This window comes from Microbacterium sp. BH-3-3-3 (assembly GCF_001792815.1).
Lineage (GTDB): Bacteria > Actinomycetota > Actinomycetes > Actinomycetales > Microbacteriaceae > Microbacterium.
The window spans coordinates 435,833-458,334 of record NZ_CP017674.1; the positions used below are offsets into that span (position 1 = coordinate 435,833).

At 69.8% G+C, this 22,502-nt stretch carries 17 protein-coding genes; 14 read left to right on the forward strand and 3 right to left on the reverse strand.

All coding sequences use genetic code 11. The features are described 5' to 3' along the window. Positions 1–27 precede the first annotated feature (27 nt). On the forward strand, positions 28–1,014 hold the full coding sequence (locus BJP65_RS02100) for a heme A synthase (protein WP_083285660.1): 987 nt from the start codon (positions 28–30) through the stop codon (positions 1,012–1,014). Between the two features lie 259 nt (positions 1,015–1,273). Beyond that, positions 1,274–1,756 (forward strand): hypothetical protein, encoded by a 483-nt coding sequence (locus BJP65_RS02105; RefSeq protein ID WP_055837703.1) that lies wholly within the window; start codon positions 1,274–1,276, stop codon positions 1,754–1,756. A gap of 345 nt (positions 1,757–2,101) precedes the next feature. Here BJP65_RS02105 and BJP65_RS02110 read toward each other — a convergent pair whose 3' ends face one another. After that, a complete protein-coding gene (locus tag BJP65_RS02110) occupies positions 2,102–3,028 on the reverse strand; it encodes a heme o synthase (RefSeq protein ID WP_070408064.1) in 927 nt (308 codons plus the stop codon). 229 nt (positions 3,029–3,257) lie between these two features. On the opposite strand from BJP65_RS02110, the gene tkt reads away from it, so the two are divergent. From tkt to BJP65_RS02145, 7 genes are all read left to right on the forward strand, one after another. Next, positions 3,258–5,357 carry a transketolase gene (tkt, locus tag BJP65_RS02115; RefSeq protein WP_055940078.1) on the forward strand — a complete coding sequence of 700 codons (2,100 nt, stop codon included), beginning with the start codon at positions 3,258–3,260 and terminating at the stop codon, positions 5,355–5,357. 17 nt (positions 5,358–5,374) lie between these two features. After that, the gene (gene tal / locus BJP65_RS02120; protein ID WP_070408065.1) at positions 5,375–6,496 is read left to right on the forward strand and encodes a transaldolase; all 1,122 of its coding nucleotides are present in this window, start codon (positions 5,375–5,377) and stop codon (positions 6,494–6,496) included. Continuing rightward, on the forward strand, positions 6,493–8,118 hold the full coding sequence (locus BJP65_RS02125) for a glucose-6-phosphate isomerase (RefSeq protein ID WP_070408066.1): 1,626 nt from the start codon (positions 6,493–6,495) through the stop codon (positions 8,116–8,118). Before tal ends, BJP65_RS02125 begins: the two co-directional genes overlap by 4 nt. Positions 8,119–8,120: 2 nt before the next feature. Then, a complete protein-coding gene (gene zwf, locus BJP65_RS02130) occupies positions 8,121–9,671 on the forward strand; it encodes a glucose-6-phosphate dehydrogenase (protein WP_055837719.1) in 1,551 nt (516 codons plus the stop codon). Continuing rightward, positions 9,668–10,615 (forward strand): glucose-6-phosphate dehydrogenase assembly protein OpcA, encoded by a 948-nt coding sequence (locus BJP65_RS02135; protein WP_055837723.1) that lies wholly within the window; start codon positions 9,668–9,670, stop codon positions 10,613–10,615. Before zwf ends, BJP65_RS02135 begins: the two co-directional genes overlap by 4 nt. Continuing rightward, positions 10,612–11,403, forward strand: a complete 792-nt coding sequence (gene pgl / locus BJP65_RS02140) for a 6-phosphogluconolactonase (RefSeq protein WP_055940072.1) — start codon at positions 10,612–10,614, stop codon at positions 11,401–11,403. Before BJP65_RS02135 ends, pgl begins: the two co-directional genes overlap by 4 nt. A 168-nt stretch (positions 11,404–11,571) precedes the next feature. Further along, positions 11,572–14,100, forward strand: coding sequence for a LuxR family transcriptional regulator (locus BJP65_RS02145; protein ID WP_070408067.1), 2,529 nt, complete (start codon positions 11,572–11,574; stop codon positions 14,098–14,100). Here BJP65_RS02145 and BJP65_RS02150 read toward each other — a convergent pair. Further along, positions 14,053–15,372: a glycosyltransferase family 2 protein gene (locus tag BJP65_RS02150; RefSeq protein WP_070408068.1), complete on the reverse strand. Its 1,320-nt coding sequence runs from the start codon at positions 15,370–15,372 to the stop codon at positions 14,053–14,055. The genes BJP65_RS02145 and BJP65_RS02150 overlap by 48 nt on opposite strands. 269 nt (positions 15,373–15,641) lie before the next feature. Here BJP65_RS02150 and BJP65_RS02155 point away from each other — a divergent pair, with 269 nt between their 5' ends. Genes BJP65_RS02155 through BJP65_RS02175 form a run of 5 tightly spaced genes read left to right on the forward strand, consistent with a single transcriptional unit; the run spans position 15,642 to position 22,090 of the window. Continuing rightward, on the forward strand, positions 15,642–16,976 hold the full coding sequence (locus BJP65_RS02155; RefSeq protein WP_083285661.1) for a nucleotide sugar dehydrogenase: 1,335 nt from the start codon (positions 15,642–15,644) through the stop codon (positions 16,974–16,976). Positions 16,977–17,014: 38 nt separating this feature from the next. Next, a complete protein-coding gene (locus BJP65_RS02160) occupies positions 17,015–18,037 on the forward strand; it encodes an NAD(P)-dependent oxidoreductase (RefSeq protein WP_070408069.1) in 1,023 nt (340 codons plus the stop codon). Continuing rightward, positions 18,037–19,839 (forward strand): glutamine--fructose-6-phosphate transaminase (isomerizing), encoded by a 1,803-nt coding sequence (gene glmS / locus BJP65_RS02165; RefSeq protein ID WP_070408070.1) that lies wholly within the window; start codon positions 18,037–18,039, stop codon positions 19,837–19,839. Before BJP65_RS02160 ends, glmS begins: the two co-directional genes overlap by 1 nt. A 41-nt stretch (positions 19,840–19,880) precedes the next feature. After that, positions 19,881–21,341 (forward strand): polysaccharide deacetylase family protein, encoded by a 1,461-nt coding sequence (locus BJP65_RS02170; RefSeq protein WP_070408071.1) that lies wholly within the window; start codon positions 19,881–19,883, stop codon positions 21,339–21,341. Between the two features lie 26 nt (positions 21,342–21,367). Continuing rightward, a complete protein-coding gene (locus tag BJP65_RS02175; RefSeq protein ID WP_070408072.1) occupies positions 21,368–22,090 on the forward strand; it encodes a hypothetical protein in 723 nt (240 codons plus the stop codon). 58 nt (positions 22,091–22,148) lie between these two features. Here BJP65_RS02175 and BJP65_RS02180 read toward each other — a convergent pair whose 3' ends face one another. After that, entirely contained in the window at positions 22,149–22,502 is a 354-nt protein-coding gene (locus BJP65_RS02180) for an RNA polymerase-binding protein RbpA (protein WP_055837729.1), read from the reverse strand.

Genomic DNA, 22,502 nt, shown 5'->3' on the forward strand with positions numbered 1-22,502 from the left:
AGCGGACCGATGCCAGGAAGCCAGCGCATGTCCCCCGCCTCGACCACGCCCCCCTCGTCCCGCGCCGCCACGATCCCCGGTCGCTTCCTCGCGTGGCTTCCCACCGACGTCGATCGGCGCGTGCGCGTCTTCGCCTGGCTGTCGTTCCTCGCCGAGGTGCTCATCATCGGCACGGGCGGTGCGGTGCGCCTGACCGGCTCGGGCCTCGGATGCCCCACCTGGCCGCGCTGCACCGCCGACTCGATCGTGAACACGCCCGAGATGGGCATCCACGGCATCATCGAGTTCGGCAACCGCACGCTGACGGGGCTCGTCGGCATCCTGGCGATCGTGGTCGTCGTGCTGGTCTGGCGCCTGCGTCGCGAGCGTCGCGCCCTCTTCGTCCTGTCGCTCATCGTGCTCGGCGGCGTCGTCGCTCAGGCGCTCGTCGGCGGCGTGACCGTGCTGACCGGCTTGAACCCCTTCATCGTCGGATTCCACTACGTCGCCTCGGTGTCGTTGGTGGCGGTGTGCGCCGCCTTCCTGGTGCTGATGAACGCACCCGCCGGCCCGCGTACGCTCGCGGTGCCCCACTGGTTCGCCGGTCTCGTGCACACGACGACCGCCGTCCTCGCCCTCACGATCGTGTTCGGCGTGCTCACCACCGGAGCGGGGCCGCACTCGGGCGATGCGGCCTCGGTGCGCAACGGCTTCGACGCCCAGGTGCTCGAACACGTGCACGCGTGGCCGGGCTACGCGCTGTTCTTCCTCACGCTCATCGTCGTGGTGCTCGCGTGGCGCCTGCGCCTGGGCGTTCGACGCTGGGCGACGGCGCTGCTCGCGGTCGAGCTCGTGCAGATCGCGGTGGGCCTGTACCAGGCCCGCAACGGCCTGCCCGAGATCGCGGTCGGCACGCACATGGTGCTCGCCGCCCTCGCCGCGGCCACCATGACGGTGGTCGTGCTGCGCCTCAAGGAGCCCGCGGTCACCGAACGCCCCGCGCCCCCGCGCCAGACGGCGGCCGCACGCGGCTGAGGCCGGAAGAATCGCTTCGGGGCGGCACTTCTCGCGCGTTTCCGCGGGGAGGCCACCCTCGTCCGCGCGGTCGCCCCGGCAGCCCGCGGCCCTTATACCCTCATAGGCGATTCATCGGCGTCCCCTAGCCGACACCCCGACCCGTGCGACACTGTGGGACTTCCGGTGCCCTGAGAGGCCCGGATCCCCTCCCGGTGCCCCGGTACCGGAAACAGCCGTCGTGCATCCCCGGAGCACGGTACGACAAGGAGTTCATCCCATGCAGACCCGTCCCCGCCTGGTGACCAGCATCCCGTTCTGGGTGCTCGTGGTCGCGTCGCTCGCCGCAGTGATCGGCGGACTCGTCCTCGTCTTCCGTCAGGTCGACGAGATCCAAGCCCTCGTCAACGACCCCAACGCGACGGTCGTGACCGTCTACGTCGCACAGGCGTGGGTTTCGGTGGGCGCCGCCGTCCTCGCCGCCGGTGCCATCGGCATCGCTTCCGCCCTGGCCGTGGCCGCCGTGGTGACCACGCGTGCCCGCGCCGACGTCGCGATCGAGACCATCGACTGGACGAGCGACGACGAGACCTCGGCCGAGCCGCACGTGTCGTCGACCCCGTCGTACACCGCCCCCGCCGCGACCGCGGCGCCCCTGGCGGTCGAAGACGCCGACGTCGAGACGTCGTCGAACACCCCCGCTCCGCCGGCCGCCGCCGCCGCCGCGCAGCAGGACGCGAACGACGATCCCAGCCGTCGCTGACACCGCGATACGAAGCGCCCGCCCCGATCCCCGGGGCGGGCGCTTTCTCGTGTGCGCCCCTCGTCGCCCCGACCGGATGCCGTGACGACGAGCGTCTCGTTCGCCGATGCGCTCGCGCGCACCCCCGCCGCCCGGCCACCGCCTGCACGGAGGTGGCAGCCCGTCCGCGGCGCCCGGCTCGCGGCATCCGCACCCCGCCCAGGCCCGCTCCGCGCTCTCGATGTTGCGGACTCCGCGCCCCCGACGCCGGACGCGGTCGGCCGACGATCCCGACCCGCTCCCCCACGAAAAAGCGCCCACCCCCTCACGTCGGGGTGGGCGCTTTCGCGGCGTGCGGGGCCGCCGTCAGAACGGCAGCAGCGGGTCGACGGCGATCGCGACGAAGAGCAGCGTCAAGTACGTGATCGACGCGTGGAACACGCGCATCGGCCGCGGCTCACCACCGCGCACGGCACGCGCGTAGAGACGGTGCGACTCGTAGATGAACCACCCGCCGAACACCAGCGCCGACACGGAGTACACCAGGCCCATGGATGCCACGGGGATGAGCAGCAGCGAGCAGGCCACCGTGGCCCACGCGTACAGGATGACCTGCAGGCCGACCTGCGAACCACTGCGGGTCGCGCCGAGCATGGGCACGTCGACCTCGTCGTACTGGTCCGCGTACTTCATCGACAGCGGCCAGTAGTGCGGCGGCGTCCACAGGAAGACGAGCACGAACAGGATGACCGGCGCCCACGACAGCGATCCGGTGACCGCCGACCAGCCGATGAGCACGGGGAAGCAGCCGGCGATGCCGCCCCACACGATGTTCTGCTCGGTGCGGCGCTTGAGGATCATCGTGTAGATCACGACGTAGAAGAAGATGGCCGCGGCCGACAGTCCCGCCGCGAGCGGGTTGGTGAAGACCCACAGCCACACGGTCGAGACCGCCGCGAGCGACCAGGCGAACACCAGGGCACCGCGCGGAGAGACCTCGCCGGTGACGAGGGGGCGCTTCTCGGTGCGCTGCATGTGCGCGTCGATGTCGCGGTCGAGGTACATGTTGAACGCCGCCGCCGAGCCCGCGCTCAGCGAGCCGCCGATGACGGTCGCGAACACCAGCCCCAGGTGGGGCAGACCGTTCTGCGCCAGGATCATGACCGGCACGGTCGTCACCAGCAGCAGCTCGAGGACGCGCGGCTTCGTGAGGGCGATGTACGCCCGAAGGGTGCGTCCGACGGAGCGGCGATCGGTCGTCGCAGTGACGTGCGACGTCGTCGAGATGTCCATCGTCCCCCGGGGTAGCGCGTATAGAACCTCCACGATTCTATGCCATGTCCACCACACGACCGGCCGCCTGTCGACCCCCGTCACGAGAGGCAACGGTGCCGGTCGTTCTCGCTATGCTGGCGAAGAACGCGCGCCCCGCGCCGACACCCCACCCCACTCCCACTCCTACGGTGGTGAGTGCGGCGTCGGAAGTGAAACCGGGCGCTCAGTATCGAGAAAGGCGACCCTGTTGTCGGACTTCGAATGGGATGACATCGATCGGCGCGCGGTGGACACCGCCCGCATCCTCGCGGCGGATGCCGTCGAGAAGGTGGGCAACGGCCACCCCGGAACCGCGATGTCGCTCGCACCCGCCGCGTACCTGCTCTACCAGCGCGTCATGCGCCACGACCCCGCCGACACCCATTGGCCGGGCCGCGACCGCTTCATCCTGTCGGTCGGTCACTCCTCGCTCACGCAGTACGTGCAGCTCTACCTCGGCGGCTTCGGTCTCGAGAAGAAGGACCTCGAGGCGCTGCGCACCTGGGGTTCGCTGACCCCCGGCCACCCCGAGTACGGCCACACCGACGGCGTCGAGATCACGACCGGCCCCCTCGGCCAGGGCCTGGCCTCCTCCGTCGGCTTCGCCTACGCCGCCCGCTACGAGCGCGGCCTGTTCGACCCCGAGTCGCCCGCCGGCGAGAGCCCGTTCGACCACTTCGTGTACGTGATCGCCGGTGACGGCGACCTGCAAGAGGGAGTGACCAGCGAGGCGTCGTCGCTCGCCGGCCACCAGGAACTCGGCAACCTCATCGCGATCTACGACTCCAACCAGATCTCGATCGAAGACGACACCAACGTCGCCTTCACCGAAGACGTCCAGAAGCGCTACGAGTCGTACGGCTGGCACGTCCAGACGGTCGACTGGAAGAAGACCGGTCAGTACGTCGAAGACGTCGCCGAGCTGCACGCCGCGATCGAGGCCGCCCAGGGCGAGACGAGCAAGCCTTCGCTCATCGTGCTCAAGACGATCATCGGCTGGCCCTCGCCCGGCAAGCAGAACTCCGGCAAGATCCACGGCTCGGCCCTCGGTGCCGACGAGCTCAAGGCCACGAAAGAGGTGCTCGGCTTCGACCCCGAGCAGCACTTCGCCGTCGCCGACGACGTGCTCGAGCACACCCGTGCGCTCGTCGAGCGCGGCGAGGCCGAGAAGGCCGCCTGGCAGCAGAAGTTCGACGAGTGGGCCGCGGCTCACCCCGAGCGCAAGCAGCTCTGGGATCGTCTGCAGGCGCGCGAGCTCCCCGCCGACATCGCCGACGCGCTCCCCGCCTTCGAAGCCGGCAAGGACGTGTCGACCCGTGCCGCCTCCGGCACCGTCATCAACGCCCTCGCCGCCGAGCTCCCCGAGCTCTGGGGCGGCTCGGCCGACCTCGCCGAGTCGAACCTCACCACGATCAAGGACGCCAAGTCGTTCATCCCGTCGGAGTGGTCGACCCACGAGTGGTCGGGCGACCCCTACGGCCGCGTGCTGCACTTCGGCATCCGCGAGCACGCCATGGGCGCGATCCTCAACGGCATCGTGCTGCACGGGCCCACGCGCCCCTTCGGCGGCACGTTCCTGATCTTCAGCGACTACATGCGCCCCCCGGTGCGCCTGGCCGCGCTGATGAACATCCCGACCATCTTCGTCTGGACGCACGACTCCGTCGCGCTCGGCGAGGACGGACCGACCCACCAGCCGATCGAGCAGATCGCGACCCTCCGCGCCATCCCGAACTTCGCCCTCGTGCGTCCCGCGGATGCCAACGAGACGAGCGTCGTGTGGCTCGAGATGCTGCGCCGCACGGCCGGACCCGCCGGTATCGCCCTGACCCGCCAGAACATCCCCGTGTTCGCCCGCGGCGAGGGTGCGGCATCCGGTGACGAGTTCGCCTCGGCCGCCGGTGCCGTCAAGGGCGCGTACGTGCTGGCCGAGGCCGCGAACGGCGAGCCCGACGTCATCCTCATCGCGACGGGCTCCGAGGTGCAGCTCGCCGTCGAGGCGCGCGAGACGCTGGCCGCCGAGGGCGTCCACGCCCGCGTCGTGTCGGCTCCCTCGCTGGAGTGGTTCGCCGAGCAGGACGAGGCGTACCGCGAGTCGGTGCTGCCCGCATCGGTGAAGGCCCGCGTCTCGGTCGAGGCCGGATCCGCCCTCAGCTGGCAGGGCATCGTCGGCGACGCCGGCCGCTCGGTCGCGATCGACCACTTCGGTGCGTCGGCCGACTACAAGACCCTGTTCCAGAAGTTCGGCATCACGGCTGAGGCCGTCGTCGAGGCCGCACGCGAGTCGCTCGCTGCGGCGAAGAAGTAATCGAGGAGATAACGACCATGAGCACTCCCACTGAGAACCTCTCGGCCGCCGGCGTCAGCATCTGGCTCGACGACCTCTCGCGCCAGCGCATCCAGTCCGGCAACCTCGCTGAGCTCATCGAGCAGCGCAACGTCGTCGGCGTCACCACCAACCCGACGATCTTCGCCGGCGCCCTGTCCAAGGGCGAGGCCTACGAGGGCCAGGTGAAGGAGCTCGCCGCGGCCGACGCCGGCGTCGACGAGGCGATCTTCTCTATCACCACCGACGACGTGCGCGACGCGTGCGACATCTTCCTCCCCGTCTTCGACGCCACGAACGGCGTCGACGGCCGCGTGTCGATCGAGGTCTCCCCCGATCTGGCGCACGACACCGAGGGCACGATTGCCCAGGCCAAGGACCTCTCGGCCCGCGTGGACCGCAAGAACGTCCTCATCAAGATCCCCGCGACCAAGGCCGGCCTCCCGGCCATCACCGAGGTCATCGGCGCGGGCATCTCGGTCAACGTCACGCTGATCTTCAGCCTCGAGCGTTACGCCGAGGTCATCGACGCGTACCTCGCGGGTGTCGAGAAGGCGCAGGCCGCCGGTCACGACATTGCGAACCTGCAGTCCGTGGCCTCGTTCTTCGTGTCGCGCGTCGACACCGAGATCGACAAGCGTCTGGCCGCGATCGGCACCGACGAGGCCGCAGCCCTCAAGGGCAAGGCCGGCATCGCCAACGCCCGCCTGGCCTACGAACTCTACGAGCAGAAGTTCGGCGAGGACCGCGCGAAGAAGCTGCTCGAGGCCGGCGCCACGGTGCAGCGTCCGCTGTGGGCGTCGACCGGCGTCAAGGACCCCGCCCTGCCCGACACGCTCTACGTCACCGAGCTCGTCGCCCCCGGCACCGTCAACACGATGCCCGAGAAGACGCTCGAGGCGACCTTCGACCACGGCGTCATCACCGGTGACACCGTGACCGGCGGCTACGCCGAGGCGCACGACGTCTTCGACCGCCTCGCCGCCGCCGGCGTCGACGTCACCGACGCGACGCAGACGCTCGAGGACGAGGGTGTCGAGAAGTTCATCGCCTCGTGGCACGAGCTGCAGGACACGGTCAAGACCGCTCTCGACGCCGGAAGCGCCCAGGCCGCCCAGTGAGCTTCGCGGTCAAGGTCACGGGCCACGTCAAGTCGGTCGTCGACGCGGAGCTGCCGGGCCTGACCGGTTCACTCATCGCGTCGGGGATCACCGCGGGCGACGCCAGCCTCTGGGGCGCCGCCGCGGAAGACGAGGCCTCACGTCGCCTCGGGTGGGTGCGAGCGGTCTCCGTCTCGCGCCCGCTCGTGGCCGAGGTCACCGCCCTGCGCGACGAACTCGTCGCGCAGGGCGTGACCCGCGTCGTGCTCGCGGGCATGGGCGGATCCTCGCTCGCCCCCGAGGTCATCGCGCAGTCGGCCGGCGTTCCGCTGGTCATCCTCGATTCGACCTCGCCCGGACAGGTGCTCGCCGCCATCGACGGCGACGCCGAGTCCGGCGGGCTCGCCCAGACGGTGCTCGTCGTCTCGAGCAAGTCCGGCTCCACCATCGAGACCGACTCGGCCAAGCGCGCGTTCGAAGCCGCTTTCCGCGATCTGGGCATCGACCCCGCCGGACGCATCGTCGTCGTCACCGACCCGGGCTCCCCGCTCGAGGAATCGGCCCGCGCCGACGGCTACCGCGTCTTCACGGCCGACCCCACCGTCGGCGGCCGGTACTCCGCCCTCACCGCCTTCGGCCTCGTGCCCGCGGGACTGGCCGGCGTCGACATCGGCGACCTCCTCGACGAGGCGGATGCCACTCTGCTCGAGGTCGCGATCGACTCGCCCGACAACCCCGCCCTCGTGCTCGCCGCGGCGATCGCCGGTGGCGGCGTCGCGCGGCGCGACAAGCTCGGGCTGATCACCGACGGCAGCCACCTCATCGGCCTGCCCGACTGGGTCGAGCAGCTCGTCGCCGAGTCGACCGGCAAGCAGGGAACCGGCATCCTGCCCGTCGTGCTGCTGCCCGTCTCGCCCGAGCTCGACGCGAAGCCCGCCGACCTCCAGGTCGTGCGCTTCGTCGACGACGCCCACGCCTTCCACCTCTTCGAGCGGCACACCGGTGAGGTGCTCGTCAGCGGCTCGCTCGGGGCGCAGTTCGTCGTGTGGGAGTACGCCACCGCGATCGCCGGCCGCATGATCGGCATCGACCCCTTCGACCAGCCCGACGTCGAGTCGGCGAAGGTCGCCACCCGCGGCCTGCTCGACGCCCGCCCCGAACCGACCGCGCCGGCCTTCGTCGTCGACGGCGTCGAGGTGCGCGTCTCCGACCCGGCCCTGGCCTCCAGCGGCACGGTCGCCGGCGTGCTGGCGGCGCTGTGGCAGACGGTTCCCGCCGACGGCTACGTCAGCATCCAGGCGTACGTGAACCGTCTCGACCTGTCGCAGCTGGCCGGGCTCCGCGAGCTCGTCGCGGCCGACTCCGGTCGCCCCACGACGTTCGGCTGGGGTCCGCGTTTCCTGCACTCGACCGGTCAGTACCACAAGGGCGGACCCGCCAACGGCGTCTTCCTGCAGATCCTCGAACGCACCGACCTCGATCTCGAGATCCCCGGTCGGCCGTTCACCTTCGGACAACTCATCCAGGCACAGGCCGCGGGAGACGCGAGCGTGTTGGCGGAGGGCCACGGCCGTCCCGTCGTCACGCTGACGCTGACCGACCCGCAGGTCGAGGTGCTCTCACTCTTCGAGGCGGCACAATAAGCATGGTCGTAGAGATCACACCGGGTCACAACCCCCTCCGGGACCCCGAGGACCGCCGACTGAGCCGGATCGCGGGGCCCAGCGCCCTCGTCATCTTCGGCGTCACCGGCGACCTCTCGCGCAAGAAGCTCATGCCCGCGGTCTACGACCTGGCGAACCGGGGGCTGCTGCCCCCCGGCTTCGCGCTGGTCGGCTTCGCGCGACGCGACTGGGAAGACCAGGACTTCGCCGAGGTCGTCTACGAGTCCGTCAAGAAGTACGCGCGCACCGAGTTCCGCGAAGAGACGTGGAAGGAACTGCTCGAGGGCATCCGTTTCGTCCAGGGCGAGTTCGACGACCCCGAGGCGTTCCAGCGGCTGAAGAGCACGGTCGACAAGCTCGACACCGAGCGCGGCACCATGGGCAACCACGCGTACTACCTGTCGATCCCGCCCAAGGCGTTCCCCCTGGTGACGACGCAGCTCAAGGCGTCGGGGCTGGTCGGAGAATCCGCTGACGACACCACCGGGTGGCGCCGCGTCGTCATCGAGAAGCCCTTCGGCCACGACCTCGCCTCGGCGCGAGAGCTGAACGAGGTCGTCGAGAGCGCTTTCCCCGCCGACTCGATCTTCCGCATCGACCACTACCTCGGCAAAGAGACGGTGCAGAACATCCTGGCGCTGCGCTTCGCCAACGAGCTGTACGAGCCCCTCTGGAACCGCAACTACGTCGACCACGTTCAGATCACGATGGCCGAGGACATCGGAGTGGGCGGCCGTGCCGGCTACTACGACGGGATCGGCGCCGCGCGCGACGTCATCCAGAACCACCTGTTGCAGCTGCTCGCGCTCACCGCGATGGAAGAACCCATCAGCTTCAACGCCTCCGATCTGCGCGCCGAGAAAGAGAAGGTCCTCGCGGCGGTGCACCTGCCCGAGAACCTCGCCGAGGCGACGGCCCGCGGCCAGTACGCCGGCGGATGGCAGGGCGGCGAGGAGGTCCTCGGCTTCCTCGAAGAAGACGGCATGGCCCCCGAGTCCGTCACCGAGACCTACGCGGCCATCAAGCTCGAGATCAACACCCGCCGCTGGTCGGGCGTGCCGTTCTACGTGCGCAGCGGAAAGCGGCTGGGCCGTCGCGTCACCGAGGTGGCCGTCGTGTTCAAGCGCGCCCCGCAGCAGCTCTTCTCGCGCAGCCAGACGCAGGAGCTCGGTCAGAACGCGCTGGTCATCCGCGTGCAGCCCGACGAGGGCGTGACGATCCGCTTCGGCTCCAAGGTCCCCGGCGACGGCACGCAGGTGCGCGACGTCACCATGGACTTCGGCTACGGCCACGCGTTCACCGAAGCCAGCCCCGAGGCCTACGAACGCCTCATCCTCGACGTGCTGCTCGGCGACCCGCCGCTGTTCCCGCGTCACGAAGAGGTGGAGCTCAGCTGGAAGATCCTCGACCCGATCGAGGAGTTCTGGGCCGCCCAGAGCGGTCCGCTCGAACAGTATTCGCCCGGGTCGTGGGGACCGGCATCCGCCGACGAACTCCTCGCCCGTGACGGCCGCACCTGGAGACGCCCGTGATCATCGATCTGCCCGACACCACCGTCAGCGCGATCTCGAAGAAGCTCGTCAGCGTGCGCGAAGAGGGCGGCGCCGTCGCCCTCGGCCGCGTGCTCACGCTCATCATCGTGACCCACCACGGGGCCGAAGAGAAGGTCATCGAGGCCGCCAACGACGCCTCCCGAGAGCACCCCATGCGGGTCATCGCCGTGCTGTTCGGCGATGAGGACGAAGAGCCGCGGCTCGACGCCCAGATCCGCGTGGGCGGCGACGCCGGCGCGAGCGAGGTCGTCGTGCTGCGCGCGCACGGCGCCGCCGGCTCCAACGCCGAGAGCCTGGTCACGGGCCTGCTGCTGCCCGACGCCCCCGTCGTGGCCTGGTGGCCGGCCGAGGCGCCCGCCGACCCCGCGCACTCCCCCATCGGTCGCATCGCGCAGCGCCGCATCACCGACGCCTCGTCGCAGTCCGACCCCGCCGCGTGGGTGGCCCACCTCGGTGAGCACTACTCCCCCGGCGACACCGACTTCGCGTGGACGCGCGTCACCCGCTGGCGCGAACAGCTCGCGGCCGTGCTCGATCAGCCGCCCTACGAGCCCGTCACCGCGATCGAGGTGCGCGGCGCCGCCGACTCCCCCTCCACGGCGCTGCTGGCAGCGTGGTTGGGCATGAAGCTCGACGCCCCCGTCGACTACGCCTACCTGCCCGCCGACGAATGGTCCAGCGGAATCAAGTCGGTGCGGCTCACCCGCGCGAGCGGCGACACGCTGCTCGAGCGCCCCGAGGCGAGCGTCGCGGTGCTCACGCAGCCGGGTCAGCCGACCCACGACCTGGCCTTCCCCCGGCGCACGCTCCGCGAGTGCCTGGCCGAAGAGCTGCGCCGCCTCGACCCCGATGTGCTATACGGCCGCGTCATCACCGAGGGCCAGGAGATGCTGCTGGCCGCGAGCGAACGGAACGCCTCATGACCGACACCGGAGCGACCAAGAACGTCATCATCAAGCACGACACCGACACGCTCGCCGAGTACGTCGCGACGCGCTTCATGAACCGCATCGTGAAGCGCGTGGCCGAGGGCAAGCGCATGCACATCTGCCTCACCGGCGGCACGATGGGCGGAGCGGTCCTGCGGACCGCGGCGCGCGACGAGCGTGCGGCGCGGGTCGACTGGTCGCTCGTGCACTTCTGGTTCGGCGACGAGCGATTCGTCCCCCGTGATTCCGACGACCGCAACGAGAAGCAGGCGCGCGAGGCCTTCCTCGACCATCTCGACATCCCGGCCGAGAACATCCACACCGTCGCCTCGAGCGACGAGGGCCTCGATCTGGATGCCGCAGCGATCGCCTACGCCGACGAGCTCGCGCAGTTCGCGCCGTCGGACCGCAGTGAGACGGGGCCGTGGCCGTCGTTCGACATCTGCTTCCTGGGCGTCGGTCCCGATGCGCACATCGCGTCGCTCTTCCCCGATCGTCCCGAGATCTCGGTGACCGACCGTGCCACGGTTCCGGTGCGCGAATCGCCGAAGCCGCCGAGTGATCGCGTTTCGCTGACGCGCCCGGTGATCAACTCGTCGAAGCGCGTGTGGATGGTGATCGCCGGCGCCGACAAGGCCGCAGCCCTCGGACTCGCCCTCGCGGGAGCCAGCTACCAGAGCGTGCCCGCCGCCGGGGCGAAGGGCCGTCGTCGCACCGCGTTCTTCGTCGACGAGGCGGCAGCCGATCAGGTGCCGCCGCAGCTCATCGAACGCGAGTACTGAGCGCGAGGACGCACGCTCCTGCGAAGAAGGACCAACGATATTCCCAGGTCGGATCCCGAAAGTCACGGCCTTGCGTTGTCTGTGGGCGCGGTCTAGGTTGCGGTTGGGGGCACCGTCACATCGAGATCTTGATCTCGCGTGGCGGCCGACGCAGTTGGGAGCGTCCGGATGCCTTATTTCGGTCGAGAACGAGAGAAGTGGTTTGCAGAGAGAATCGTCCACTCGAGAGTCGAGTCGGCGGGCCTGTTCGTAGGTGACCGTGGCACCGGCAAGTCGGCCCTCGCGTCCGAGCTCGCCCGCCACAACGGAACCGCCGTCGCGGTCGTCCGCCAGAGCGAGCGCATGTGGCCGTACTCGGGTCTCTCGGTCGTCGCGTCGGGTTTGAGCGGGCTCCGCGCGGAAGCTGTTGACGGCGTGCTCTCGCGCGGTCGCGACTGGCCCGAGCAGATGCTCGCCGAAGAGCTCAGCCGTGTACTCCGCCTGGTGCGGGACGAACCGGTCGTTCTCGTGATCGACGACCTCGACCTGATGGACGCCTCGAGCAAGACGGTGTGGGCGTACGTCTGCGGACGACTTCGCGGGACGGGCGTGAGCGTGCTCGCCACCGTGGGTCCGATGGGTCCACAGCACGCGTTCGCCGGGCTGCCCCAAACGAGGATCGACGACCTCTCGTTCGGTGAGGCCGTCGATCTCTCGCAGCTCTTCCTGGGGTCAGAGACGGCCCTCGCCGTCCTGCACATCGTGGTGTCGTCCACGAACGGCAATCCCTCGGTGATCTCGCGCGTGCGACTCACGCCGGAGGAAGCCGCGGGCGACGCCCCGCTCCCCCAGCCGCTACGCCTCGCCGACGAGGAGATCAGTCTCCACAGGCTCGCACCTCGACGCGGCACCCCCGCCGTCAGTGACCTCATGGATCTCCTCGCGGTCGGACCGTTCTTCGCGCACGACCTTCTGCGGGCGGAGGCCGTCGAGCTCGGGGGCGACGTCGACGAGATGGTGGAATCCGGTCTCATTGCGACGCACGACGGCTTCGCCCGCATCTCCGATCCCGCGCGGCGTCTGAGCATTCACGCCGCGCTCCCGGCCGACGCGCGTCGTCGACTGCACGCCCACGCTGCCCAGGCCCATCGCGACAGTCACCCCGCCGTGCATCGTTGGCACGCGAGTTTCGCGGATGGCTCCGCCGCGGACGCTACGGAGCTCCTGCGGATGGCGGTGCACCTCGCTTCGGCGGGCGACCACACCGCCGCGGTGGAGTTCGCCGAACGTGGGATGCGAGGAGCCGATGCCGATGGCGAGCGCAACCCCCTCCTCGTCTCGCTCGCGGAGGCGCTGATCCTGCACGGACACGCCGTGCTGGGTCAGCATTACCTCCACCGCATCGACGGCATCCTGGACTCGGCAACCAATGCGCGAGCCGTCCGGGCACAGGTTCGCACGACTGACGTCGCCGACCACGCGATCGACGACGCTCTCGTCGATGAGGCGGTGCGCCGTTGTGCGCCGGAAGACGCCGTCCGCCTCCTCGTAGAGGTGGCCCGTCTGCGGATCGCACGGGGTGAGATCGAGCACGCCGCCGTTCGCATCGCCGAGGCTCGGTCCTTGGGCGTCGCGTCGGTCGAAATCGAGCTCCTGGACCGCATCGTTCGCGAATCGGGCCACGCCGGCAGCGGGGAGGATTCGCCTGTCACGACCGATCTCGCCCGTCCGGAGGCGGCCCTGTCGCTCGACGAGTCGACCCTGGCGATCGCCGTCCACGTGCTGCGCGAGGAGTACCGCATGGCGCTACGACTCTGTACTTCGCTGCTCGATCGAAGGCCGCGCATCGAGCCCCTCTGGAGAGAACGGGTGCTGCGACTCGTCGTGGCGGCAGAGGTCCGCGGCGGCGACGCGTCGACCACCCACGATGCGGTGGTGGCCTGGCGGCGCGAATGGCCCCCCGGCCGTACGCCGGATGCCGGCTGCGTGCTGATCCTCGCCTCGGCCGCCGCTCTCGGCACAGGCGACGACGTCGATGAGCTCCTCCGACGTGGTCGGGTTCTGTGCCGACGAGAGGGAATCGCGGCGCTGTTGCCCTGGTTCGACGTCGTCGACGGGGGGCGTGCCCTCGCCGAGGGACGCTACGACGATGCGGTCGTGTCGCTGCGGTCGGCCACCGACACACGCATCGGGACGGATCCCGCGGTGCTGCGTGCGCACGCCGATCTCGTCGAGGCACTGTGGTTGAGCGGTCGGCGCACCGAGGCCCGCTCCGTGCTCGATCAGTTCGAGCGTGCCGCGACGAAACGGGCACGGCGATGGTCGATCCTGGCCGTCGCGCGGGCGCGTGCCGTCTGCCGCTCCGAGCATCTCGGCATTTCGGCCTTCCGCGAGGCCGAAGCCGTCTACCGTCCCGACGACGCGCCCGACGAACATCATCGACTGCGGGAGGCTCGGCGGCGCACGCTGCCGCACAGCGTCCCCGAGACTCGGGCACCCCGCGTCGGGGACATCGCGGTCCCCGGCACGGGGTTGACGGAACACGAGCGGGAAGTGGTCGCCCTGGTCCAGCAAGGGCTTCGGAACCGGGAGATCGCGGCATCCCTCTTCGTCTCGCTGAGAACCGTCGAGCTCCGGCTGACCAACGTCTACCGCAAACTCGGCATCAGTTCACGCATGCACCTCGTCGCTCCGCCGCGCAGCGGTTCCGCCGGCTGAGGAAGCATCCGTGGGCCCGGTCGCGCGACGGTCGGGACTCTTCCAGCGACCGTCCGAAGCACGACCGAAGGCCGTCGCGAGGGCTCGGAGGCACAGCAGGGCATCGAGCACACGCATGAGGGGGTACAGCAGCACCGTCAATCGCGGCCGGGTGCCCGAGAGCGCGCAGGCGAACAGCGTCGAAACGAGATCCGCCGCCACGAAGGCGAGCAGGAGCGGAACGACCGGCAGCACCGTCATCACCTGTCGTGCCAGCTCGCCATCACCGCCCGGTACGACCAGTGCGACCACCGTCGCCGCCGTGGCGACCAGGAGCACCGGCAGGGTCAACGCGAGGACGAGACTCGACAGGATCGTCTCCGCGATGAAGACCGCCAGTGCCGCCCAGAACACCCCGAGATGGATGCCGTGACGCCGGACCGTCTGCCAGAATCCGAGGTTCCACCGCCCGACCTGCCGCACGTAGTCGCCGAAGAGCGCCGGATCCTGCGTCTCGGCGATGGCGCACTCGGGATGGAACGCGATGCGACCGAGGGCCTTCGCGTGCACCTCGAATGTCATGTTGAAATCCTCGATCGACAAGCCGGGGGCGTCGATGTCGATACGACCGAGCACGTCGGTTCGGTAGAGGCTGGCGAAACCCGGCACGATCGCCACCGCGTCGGCAGCGGGCGCAGCCTGGCCGAATTTGTGCAGGTACTGCGTACACACGTACGTGCGCTCGCGATACGCGGTCAGGAATCGACCCATCCGGGTGTCCGGCGTGTCGTGGGCGGTCGTCGCACGTCCCGCCACCGCCACGACATCGGGGGTGGTGAAGAGAGGAAGCCCGGTGCGCAGATAGTCGGTGCGCGGCCGGGAATCGGCGTCGAGGAGCAGCAGCAGCGGAAAGCGCTCAGCGATCCGGAACCGCCCGAGCCCGGCCCGTATGGCCCCGGCCTTGCCGCGGTTGGGTGACACCTCGAGAGCCGTCGCCCCGGCCTCCCTCGCACGCGCGACGGTCGCATCGGTGGAACCATCCGACACCACGAAGACATTGCGTCCTGGAACGAGCGCCCGGGCGGCGGCCACCGCGTCGGCGATGACGAGTTCCTCATTGTGAGCAGCGATCAGCACAGCGACGTCGTCGGATCGAAAGTACATCGAGGGCACCAGCAGACGGGGATCGCGACGGTGGGCGCGAGCGATGCGGAGTGCTCCCACCACCCCCCACACCGCGGTGGAGACCCCCACGGTGCAGACGGCGACGAGCACGGCCAGTGCGACGGTCATGGCATCCTCTCCCCGGCGGACAGGGCCGCGTGCTCCCGACCGTACGCGGTCCGCGCGGGCCGGCCACCGCAAGGTGGATTGCGGTCTTACACACGCGTCGTTGCGGTTTTCGGTACACCGCACGATGGCGTCCCGTTGCTTGACCCCCACCGGCCGGCGGGACCAATGTGGGCCGCGGATCGACGCCGAAGTCGACTCGATCCGGCCGAATCACCCGGACCGTCCGAGGGGACGCCCCCATCCCCTCGGACCCCCATTTGGAGGACCCCATGACGACTCTCGACGTGCCCACGTCCACGACGGCGATGCCGACGCCGCCGCCGACCGAGCGGACCTCCGCGTCCTTCGCCTACGACGTCGCCATCGTGGGTCTGGGCTACGTGGGTCTTCCGACCGCGTTGGCCTACCACGCGAGCGGCTCCCGCGTCCTGGCGCTCGATGTCTCACGGACGCGCCTTCGAGCCATCGCCTCGGGCAAGGCAGATCTCATCGACTCCGATCGCCAGCGGCTGAGCGCGGCCCTCCCCGACTCCGCCGCCTTTCGCCTGACCGGCGACGCGGCAGAGCTCTCGAACGCCGCGGCGATCGTCGTCTGCGTCCCCACGCCCGTCGATCACCAGCAGGTGCCCGATCTCGCTCCGCTGCGGGCGGCGTGCGCCACCGTCGTCGCCGCCGTCCGTACCGGTCAGCTCGTCATGTTGACGTCGACCACCTACGTGGGATGCACGCACGATCTCGTGGAGCAGCCGTTGCGAGACAGGGGCTTCTCGATCGGGCGCGATGCGTTCGTGGCTTTCAGCGCCGAACGCATCGACCCCGGCAACGTCGGTTTCGCGCAGGAGGTCGTTCCCCGAGTGATCGGCGGGGCCACTCAGGAGTGCGAAGAAGAGGGAGCCCGACTGCTCGCCCGGTACGCCGCACGCGTGCATCGGGTCTCCAGCCTGGCGACGGCGGAGATGACCAAGCTGCTCGAGAACACGTTTCGCGCGGTGAACATCGCCCTCGCCAACGAGTTCGCCGACATCTGCGGTGCGCTGGAGGTTCCGATCACCGAGGTGATCGAGGCGGCGAGCACCAAACCCTACGGTTTCATGGCGTTCTACCCGGGTCCGGGCGTCGGAGGGCACTGCATCCCGTGCGACCCGCATTATCTGCTGTGGCAGCTGAAGGCCCTCCGCTTCGACGCGGGCATCATCACAGAGGCCATGACCCGGATCTCCGCACGTCCGGCCCGCGTCGTTCAGCGTGTGCGCGACGAACTCGGACGCGCGGGGAAGGGAACGCTCCACGCGCGGGTGCTCGTGGTCGGCGTCGCCTACAAGCCTGACGTGGCAGACCTCCGCGAGTCGCCGGCGCTGGAGATCATGGACGGGCTCCTCGACCTCGGCGCGGAGGTGCAGTACATCGACCCGCACGCGCCGAGCGTGCGCCTGCACTCCGGACGCACGCGCGAGTCGCTCGCCGATCCCGCGACGTTCGCTCCCGACCTCGTGCTCGTGCACACGCGTCACCGCGACACCGACCTCGAGTGGCTCGCCCCCGATGCACTCGTCCTCGACGGCACGTACCGAAGCGACGACATCGCCGGTCGCGTGCTGCTGTGACATCCACCGACCATTCCGCGCGCATCCAGGAGATCCCCATGAAGACCCTTGTGACCGGAGGGGCCGGCTTCGTCGGCAGCCACCTCGTCGACCACCTCCTCCGGCTCGGCGACGAGGTCGTGGTCCTCGACGACCTGTCGACCGGCTCCGCCCGCAACCTCGCCGCCGCCGCCGAGAACCCTCGTCTCGAGATGGTCCACGGCTCGATCCTGAACACACAGACCGTGCGTACGGCGATGCAGTCGTGCGACCGGGTGTTCCACCTCGCCGCGGCGGTGGGGGTCAAACTCATCGTCGAGCAGCCGCTACGAGGGCTACGCATCAACATCCACGGCACCGAGAACGTGCTGACCGCGGCGATTGAGGCGCGGGCCTCGGTGCTGATGCTCTCCACCAGCGAGGTGTACGGAAAGAACACGGCCGACAAGCTCCGCGAGGATTCCGACCGCATCCTGGGGGATCCGCTCCTGTCGCGCTGGACCTACGCCGGGGCCAAAGGCATCGACGAGGCGTTCGCGAAAGCCTATTGCGACGAGGAGGGACTCGACGTCGCCATCGTGCGATTGTTCAACACGGTCGGTCCGCGTCAGACCGGACGCTACGGCATGGTCCTGCCGAATCTCGTCGGGCAGGCGCTGCGCGGCGAACCGCTGACGGTGTTCGGCGACGGGCTCCAGACCCGATGCTTCTCGGCTGTCGAAGATGTGGTGCCGGCCCTCGAGCTCATCGAGCGCGACCCGCGCGCCCTCGGCGAGGCGTACAACCTCGGCGGAGCGCGCGAGATCTCGATCCTCGAGCTGGCAAGCGAGATCATCACCACCTTGAACAGCCCCAGCGCCGTCGAGATGGTGCCGTATGCGCAGGCGTACGCGGCCGGGTTCGAGGACATGCGGCGCCGTGTGCCCGACAACACCAAAGCCCACGATCTCGTGGGGTACGAGCCCCGGACATCGCTGTCGACGACGATCGTCCGCGTCGCCGACGACCTGCTCGCGCGTGAACGTCTCGGATCCGATGCCATGCCCCTGGCACGCACCGGCGCCGTCCGCGGAGTGAACTGATGTGCGGCATCGCCGCCTCGGTCGGTCGCCACGGCGCGGCCTCTCGGGTGAAGGCCGCCCTCGAGCGTCTGGAGTATCGCGGCTACGATTCCGCCGGCATCGCCGCGCGCTCGGCTGACGGTGGCGTCGCCTACGCGCGGACCGTGGGGGGCGTGGCATCCCTGGGCACGGCCCCGGATGATCCGACCACCGCGGCCATCGGGCACACGAGATGGGCGACCCACGGCGGTGTGACGGAGCGCAACGCCCACCCGCTGCGCGACTGCACCGGTCGCCTGTTCATCGCCCACAACGGCATCATCGAAAACGCCGACATTCTGCGAACCGAGCTCGTCGCTGCGGGGCACCGGCTGACCAGCGATGTCGACTCGGAGGTCATCGTGCACCTGCTCGAAGACGCGCTGATCACTGCCGTCTCCCTCGCTGCCGCTCTCTTCGCGGCGGCAGAACGACTTCGAGGCAGCTGGGCCGTGGTCGCACTCGACACCCTCACCGGAGAGATCGCCGCCACGGCGCACGGCTCGCCGTTGATCGCCGCAGAAGCTGCCGACGGCGTGTACGTCGCGAGCGATGTGGGCGCAGTGACCGACCGGGTCACCGAGTTCCGTGTGATCGACGACGACGATGTCGTGGTGCTCGATTCCGCCGGCATCCGATGGTGGGGCGCCGGGCAGAGCGCACCGACACCGGCGGCGCGTACCGTGCCACGCTCGCACCGCTCCCCCGTCGCGGGGCGTCACTCCGATCACATGGGCAACGAGATCGACGAGCAGCCCGCCGTAGCCCGGTCCATCGTCAACTCGCTGGCACCGCGCATCGCCGAGGGAGCGCTGTGGAACGACCTGGCGCTGCCTCCGATCGAGACGTTCGAGCGGGTGGTGATCCTCGGTTGTGGAACGTCTTTGCACGCCGGACGCGCGGTGGGCGGTGTGTTCTCGAAGCTCGGACGCCTCCCGAGCCGAGCCCTCGTGGCCAGCGAGTGCGCGGATGCCGTGTGGGAACCGCGCACCCTCGTGATCGCCCTCAGCCAATCGGGCGAGACCGCAGATGTGCTGCGCGCATTCGAGGCACTGCCGCGTACCGGCATCACGGTGCTCGCGCTCACCAACAATCCGATGTCTACGCTCGCGCGTCGTGCCGATGCGGTGATCGACTGCCTCGCCGGTCCGGAGATCGGCGTGGCGGCGACGAAGACCTTCCTCGCCCAGGTGCTGACGGGCGTCTGCGTGGCGCTGTCCGGCCTTTCGACCTCGCCCCGGCTCGCCCCGCGCGTCTTCGCCGCACAGCAGCGCGCACTGCATCATGCGCCCGCGGCCATCGAGCGGGCACTGCGGGTCTGGGGCGACATCGTCCCCGGCCTGACGAACCGGTTCGCCGAGGCGCCGGGCTTCCTCTTCCTCGGACGCGGGGGCGGCGTCGTCTATGCGGCCGAGGGCGCTCTGAAACTCAAGGAGCTGACCTATCGGTGGGCCGAGCATCAGCCCGCCGGCGAGCTCAAGCACGGTCCGCTCGCGCTCGTCGGCCAGGGCACACCGGTGTTCGTCGTCGATGACGGGGACCCTCGGCTCGATGTCAGCATCGCGGAGGTGGAGGCCCGCGGCGGCCATGTCGTGCGGGTGTCCGGGCCGGGGCCGCAGACGTCGCCCTCTCGTCCGAGCACTTCCGACGCCCTCCTGCTTCCCGCGTGGGGTCCCCTGGATGCCGTCGTCCCCCTGCAGATGTTCGCTCGAGCGCTTGCTCTCCACCTCGGGCACAACGTGGATCGGCCCCGCAACCTCGCCAAGTCCGTGACCGTCCAATGAGGATCGCGCCCCGTGCGACCCCGTCTCGAAAGGTCCTGCCGATGCCCACGCAGTCGATGGTGCTCCTTCCGCCCGCACGCCGTTCACGTCTCCTGGCCGCTCTGGCCGTCGTATCGTTCGTGCTCGGCGCACTCGTCGCCGTTCCGACTCCTGTGCACGCCGCCACCTCCACGATCGTGAGCCTGACGTTCGACGACGCGAACTCCAATCAGCTCGACGCGCTCCCGGCGCTGAAGACCAATGGGATGAAAGCCACCTTCTACGTCCCGTCGGGCTACGTGGGCGCAGCGGGATACATGACCAGGGCGAATCTGAACACGCTCAAGACCGCGGGACACGAGATCGGCGGCCACACCGTCAACCATCCCGATCTGGCCGCCATCGGCATCGACGAGGCGCGCCGGCAGATCTGCACCGATCGCAAGACGCTCACCACCTGGGGCTTCACCGTCCGGAGCTTCGCCTATCCGTTCGCCTCGAGCACATCCGCTGTCGAACAGGCCGCGTCCGACTGCGGCTACCGGAGCGCGCGATCGCTCGGCGACATCCGCAGCCGGTTCGGCTGCCCGACCTGCGCCTACGCGGAGTCGATCCCGTCGGCGACACCCTTCGCTCTGCGCGCTCTGGATCAGGTCGAGACGACATGGACGCTCGCCGATTTGCAGCAGGGCGTGCTCAATGCCGAGAACGCGGGCGGCGGATGGGTGCAATACACCTTCCATGACGTCTGCGCGAATGCCTGCAGTACGATCGCCGTCTCGCCCTCCACCTTCGCGCAGTTCCTCACGTGGCTCGCGGCACGCCAATCCCGAGGCACGGTCGTCAAGACAGTCGGTGACGTCGTCGGGGGGTCCGCTCGTCCCGTCGTCAACGGTCCCGTGGTCCCCGCCCCCACCGGGACGACCAACGGGGTGGTCAACGCCGGCCTGGAGACGGCGGCCGCGGGAGGCGGGCCAGCCTGTTGGATGCGCGGCGGCTGGGGCACGAACTCTCCGACGTTCACGTCGGGCACCCCGGCTCACGCGGGTGCCGTCGCCAGTGCGATCTCGATGACCGGCTACTCCTCGGGCGACGCCAAGCTCTTGCCCCAGTTCGATCTCGGTCAGTGCTCTCCCACGGTCACCCCCGGACGCTCCTACTCCCTCCGCAGTTGGTACCGGGCCACGGTGGTCACGCAGTTCGCCGTCTACCTGCGCTCCAGTACCGGGGCGTGGAGTTACTGGACGTCCAGCCCGTGGTTCGCCGCGACCTCGACCTGGACCGAGGCCACCTGGACCGCGCCGACGATTCCGGCCGGATACACCGGCATCAGCTTCGCGCTGACGGTGTTCGGCAACGGCCTGCTCCGCACCGACGATCTGTCTCTGTACGACAGCGCCGGGGCGCCCCCGCCGGCCATCGGAGCGGCACAGGCCGAGACGCCTCTCTCCCGTCACGCGCCTCCGCCCGTGGACGGCTCCATCGAGGTCTTCACTCCGACCGAGAGCGACGTCGCCGGGTGAGGCGCGGCGAGAGGACGACGGCGGCGGTGCTCCTGCTCCTCACCGTCGTCCTCGGCGGCGGATGCAGCACCGCTTCCCGTCAACCGCCCGATCGCGACACGGGCTACCCGTGGCACACGAACATCGTGGCGACGACCTTCTGGGTGGGCGAGGTGTTCGACCCCGACGCCACGGACGGGAGCCAGCGGCTCTCGACCTACGACGCCGATTGGCTCGGGTCGTACGGGGGATGCGACGGCGTCGCTCACGGGGGCGCGTGCGCGACCGAGCGGCGCACCGGGGAGAACGGCTACTTCCCCACCACGATGACGCCGCTCGAGAACCCGTTCTACCTCGACCTGCCGTTCGACGACGTGAACGACCCCGAGGCTTTCGACGCCCGCGGCGATGTCGTGCCCTGGGCCTCGACGGCGCCGTACGCGGACGCGGTCCACGATCGCACCGTCAGCCTGATGAAGAACCGCTGGGTCGTCCTCCATCGCGACGGGCGCGTATGTTACGGGCAGATCCAGGACGCCGGCCCCGGTGAGTACCACGACGCCGCCTATGTCTTCGGTTCCGACGACCGCCGTCCGGCGAACGCTCGCTACAACGGCGCCGGCCTCGACGTGTCGCCCGCCCTCAACGGGTGCCTGGGATTCGCCGAGCTGAACGGCGACGACGACCGGGTGGACTGGGCGTTCGTCGATGACGCCGACGTCCCGGCCGGTCCGTGGACCACGCTCATCACCGCGAGTCCCGTGCGGTGACCACGGGCACGCAGACGAAAGGGCCGGATGCCTCGGCATCCGGCCCTTCCCCTCGCGATTACTGGCCGCGGCGATCGCGCAGCTGCTGCAGCGCGTCGTCGAGAAGCGACGCCGCTTCTTCTTCGGTGCGACGCTCTTTCACATACGCGAGGTGCGTCTTGTAGGGCTCGGCCTTCGCGAGGGCCGGCGGGTTGCTCTTGTCGCGACCGGCGGGAAGGCCGGAGTGCGGGGAGTCGATGGTCTCGGGGATCTCGGCATCGGCGATGCCCGCCGCGAAGTACCGCACGGTCTCGTTGCCGAGGGCATCCCAGTACGACACGGCCACGCGGTCGGCGTGGAAGCCGTGGTCCTGCTCGCCCATCGGGCCCGCGCCTACGCGCGAACCCCGGATCGCGTTTCCGCCTGTCGCCAT

Bases quoted from the DNA above. Each gene is read 5' to 3' on its own strand.
- BJP65_RS02100 (WP_083285660.1), top strand. From the start codon at position 28: ATGTCCCCCGCCTCGACCACGCCCCCCTCGTCCCGCGCCGCCACGATC.
- BJP65_RS02105 (WP_055837703.1), top strand. From the start codon at position 1,274: ATGCAGACCCGTCCCCGCCTGGTGACCAGCATCCCGTTCTGGGTGCTC.
- BJP65_RS02110 (WP_070408064.1), bottom strand. From the start codon at position 3,028: ATGGACATCTCGACGACGTCGCACGTCACTGCGACGACCGATCGCCGC.
- tal (WP_070408065.1), top strand. From the start codon at position 5,375: ATGAGCACTCCCACTGAGAACCTCTCGGCCGCCGGCGTCAGCATCTGG.
- zwf (WP_055837719.1), top strand. From the start codon at position 8,121: ATGGTCGTAGAGATCACACCGGGTCACAACCCCCTCCGGGACCCCGAG.
- pgl (WP_055940072.1), top strand. From the start codon at position 10,612: ATGACCGACACCGGAGCGACCAAGAACGTCATCATCAAGCACGACACC.
- BJP65_RS02145 (WP_070408067.1), top strand. From the start codon at position 11,572: ATGCCTTATTTCGGTCGAGAACGAGAGAAGTGGTTTGCAGAGAGAATC.
- BJP65_RS02150 (WP_070408068.1), bottom strand. From the start codon at position 15,372: ATGACCGTCGCACTGGCCGTGCTCGTCGCCGTCTGCACCGTGGGGGTC.
- BJP65_RS02155 (WP_083285661.1), top strand. From the start codon at position 15,642: ATGACGACTCTCGACGTGCCCACGTCCACGACGGCGATGCCGACGCCG.
- BJP65_RS02160 (WP_070408069.1), top strand. From the start codon at position 17,015: ATGAAGACCCTTGTGACCGGAGGGGCCGGCTTCGTCGGCAGCCACCTC.
- glmS (WP_070408070.1), top strand. From the start codon at position 18,037: ATGTGCGGCATCGCCGCCTCGGTCGGTCGCCACGGCGCGGCCTCTCGG.
- BJP65_RS02170 (WP_070408071.1), top strand. From the start codon at position 19,881: ATGCCCACGCAGTCGATGGTGCTCCTTCCGCCCGCACGCCGTTCACGT.
- BJP65_RS02180 (WP_055837729.1), bottom strand. From the start codon at position 22,502: ATGGCGACAGGCGGAAACGCGATCCGGGGTTCGCGCGTAGGCGCGGGC.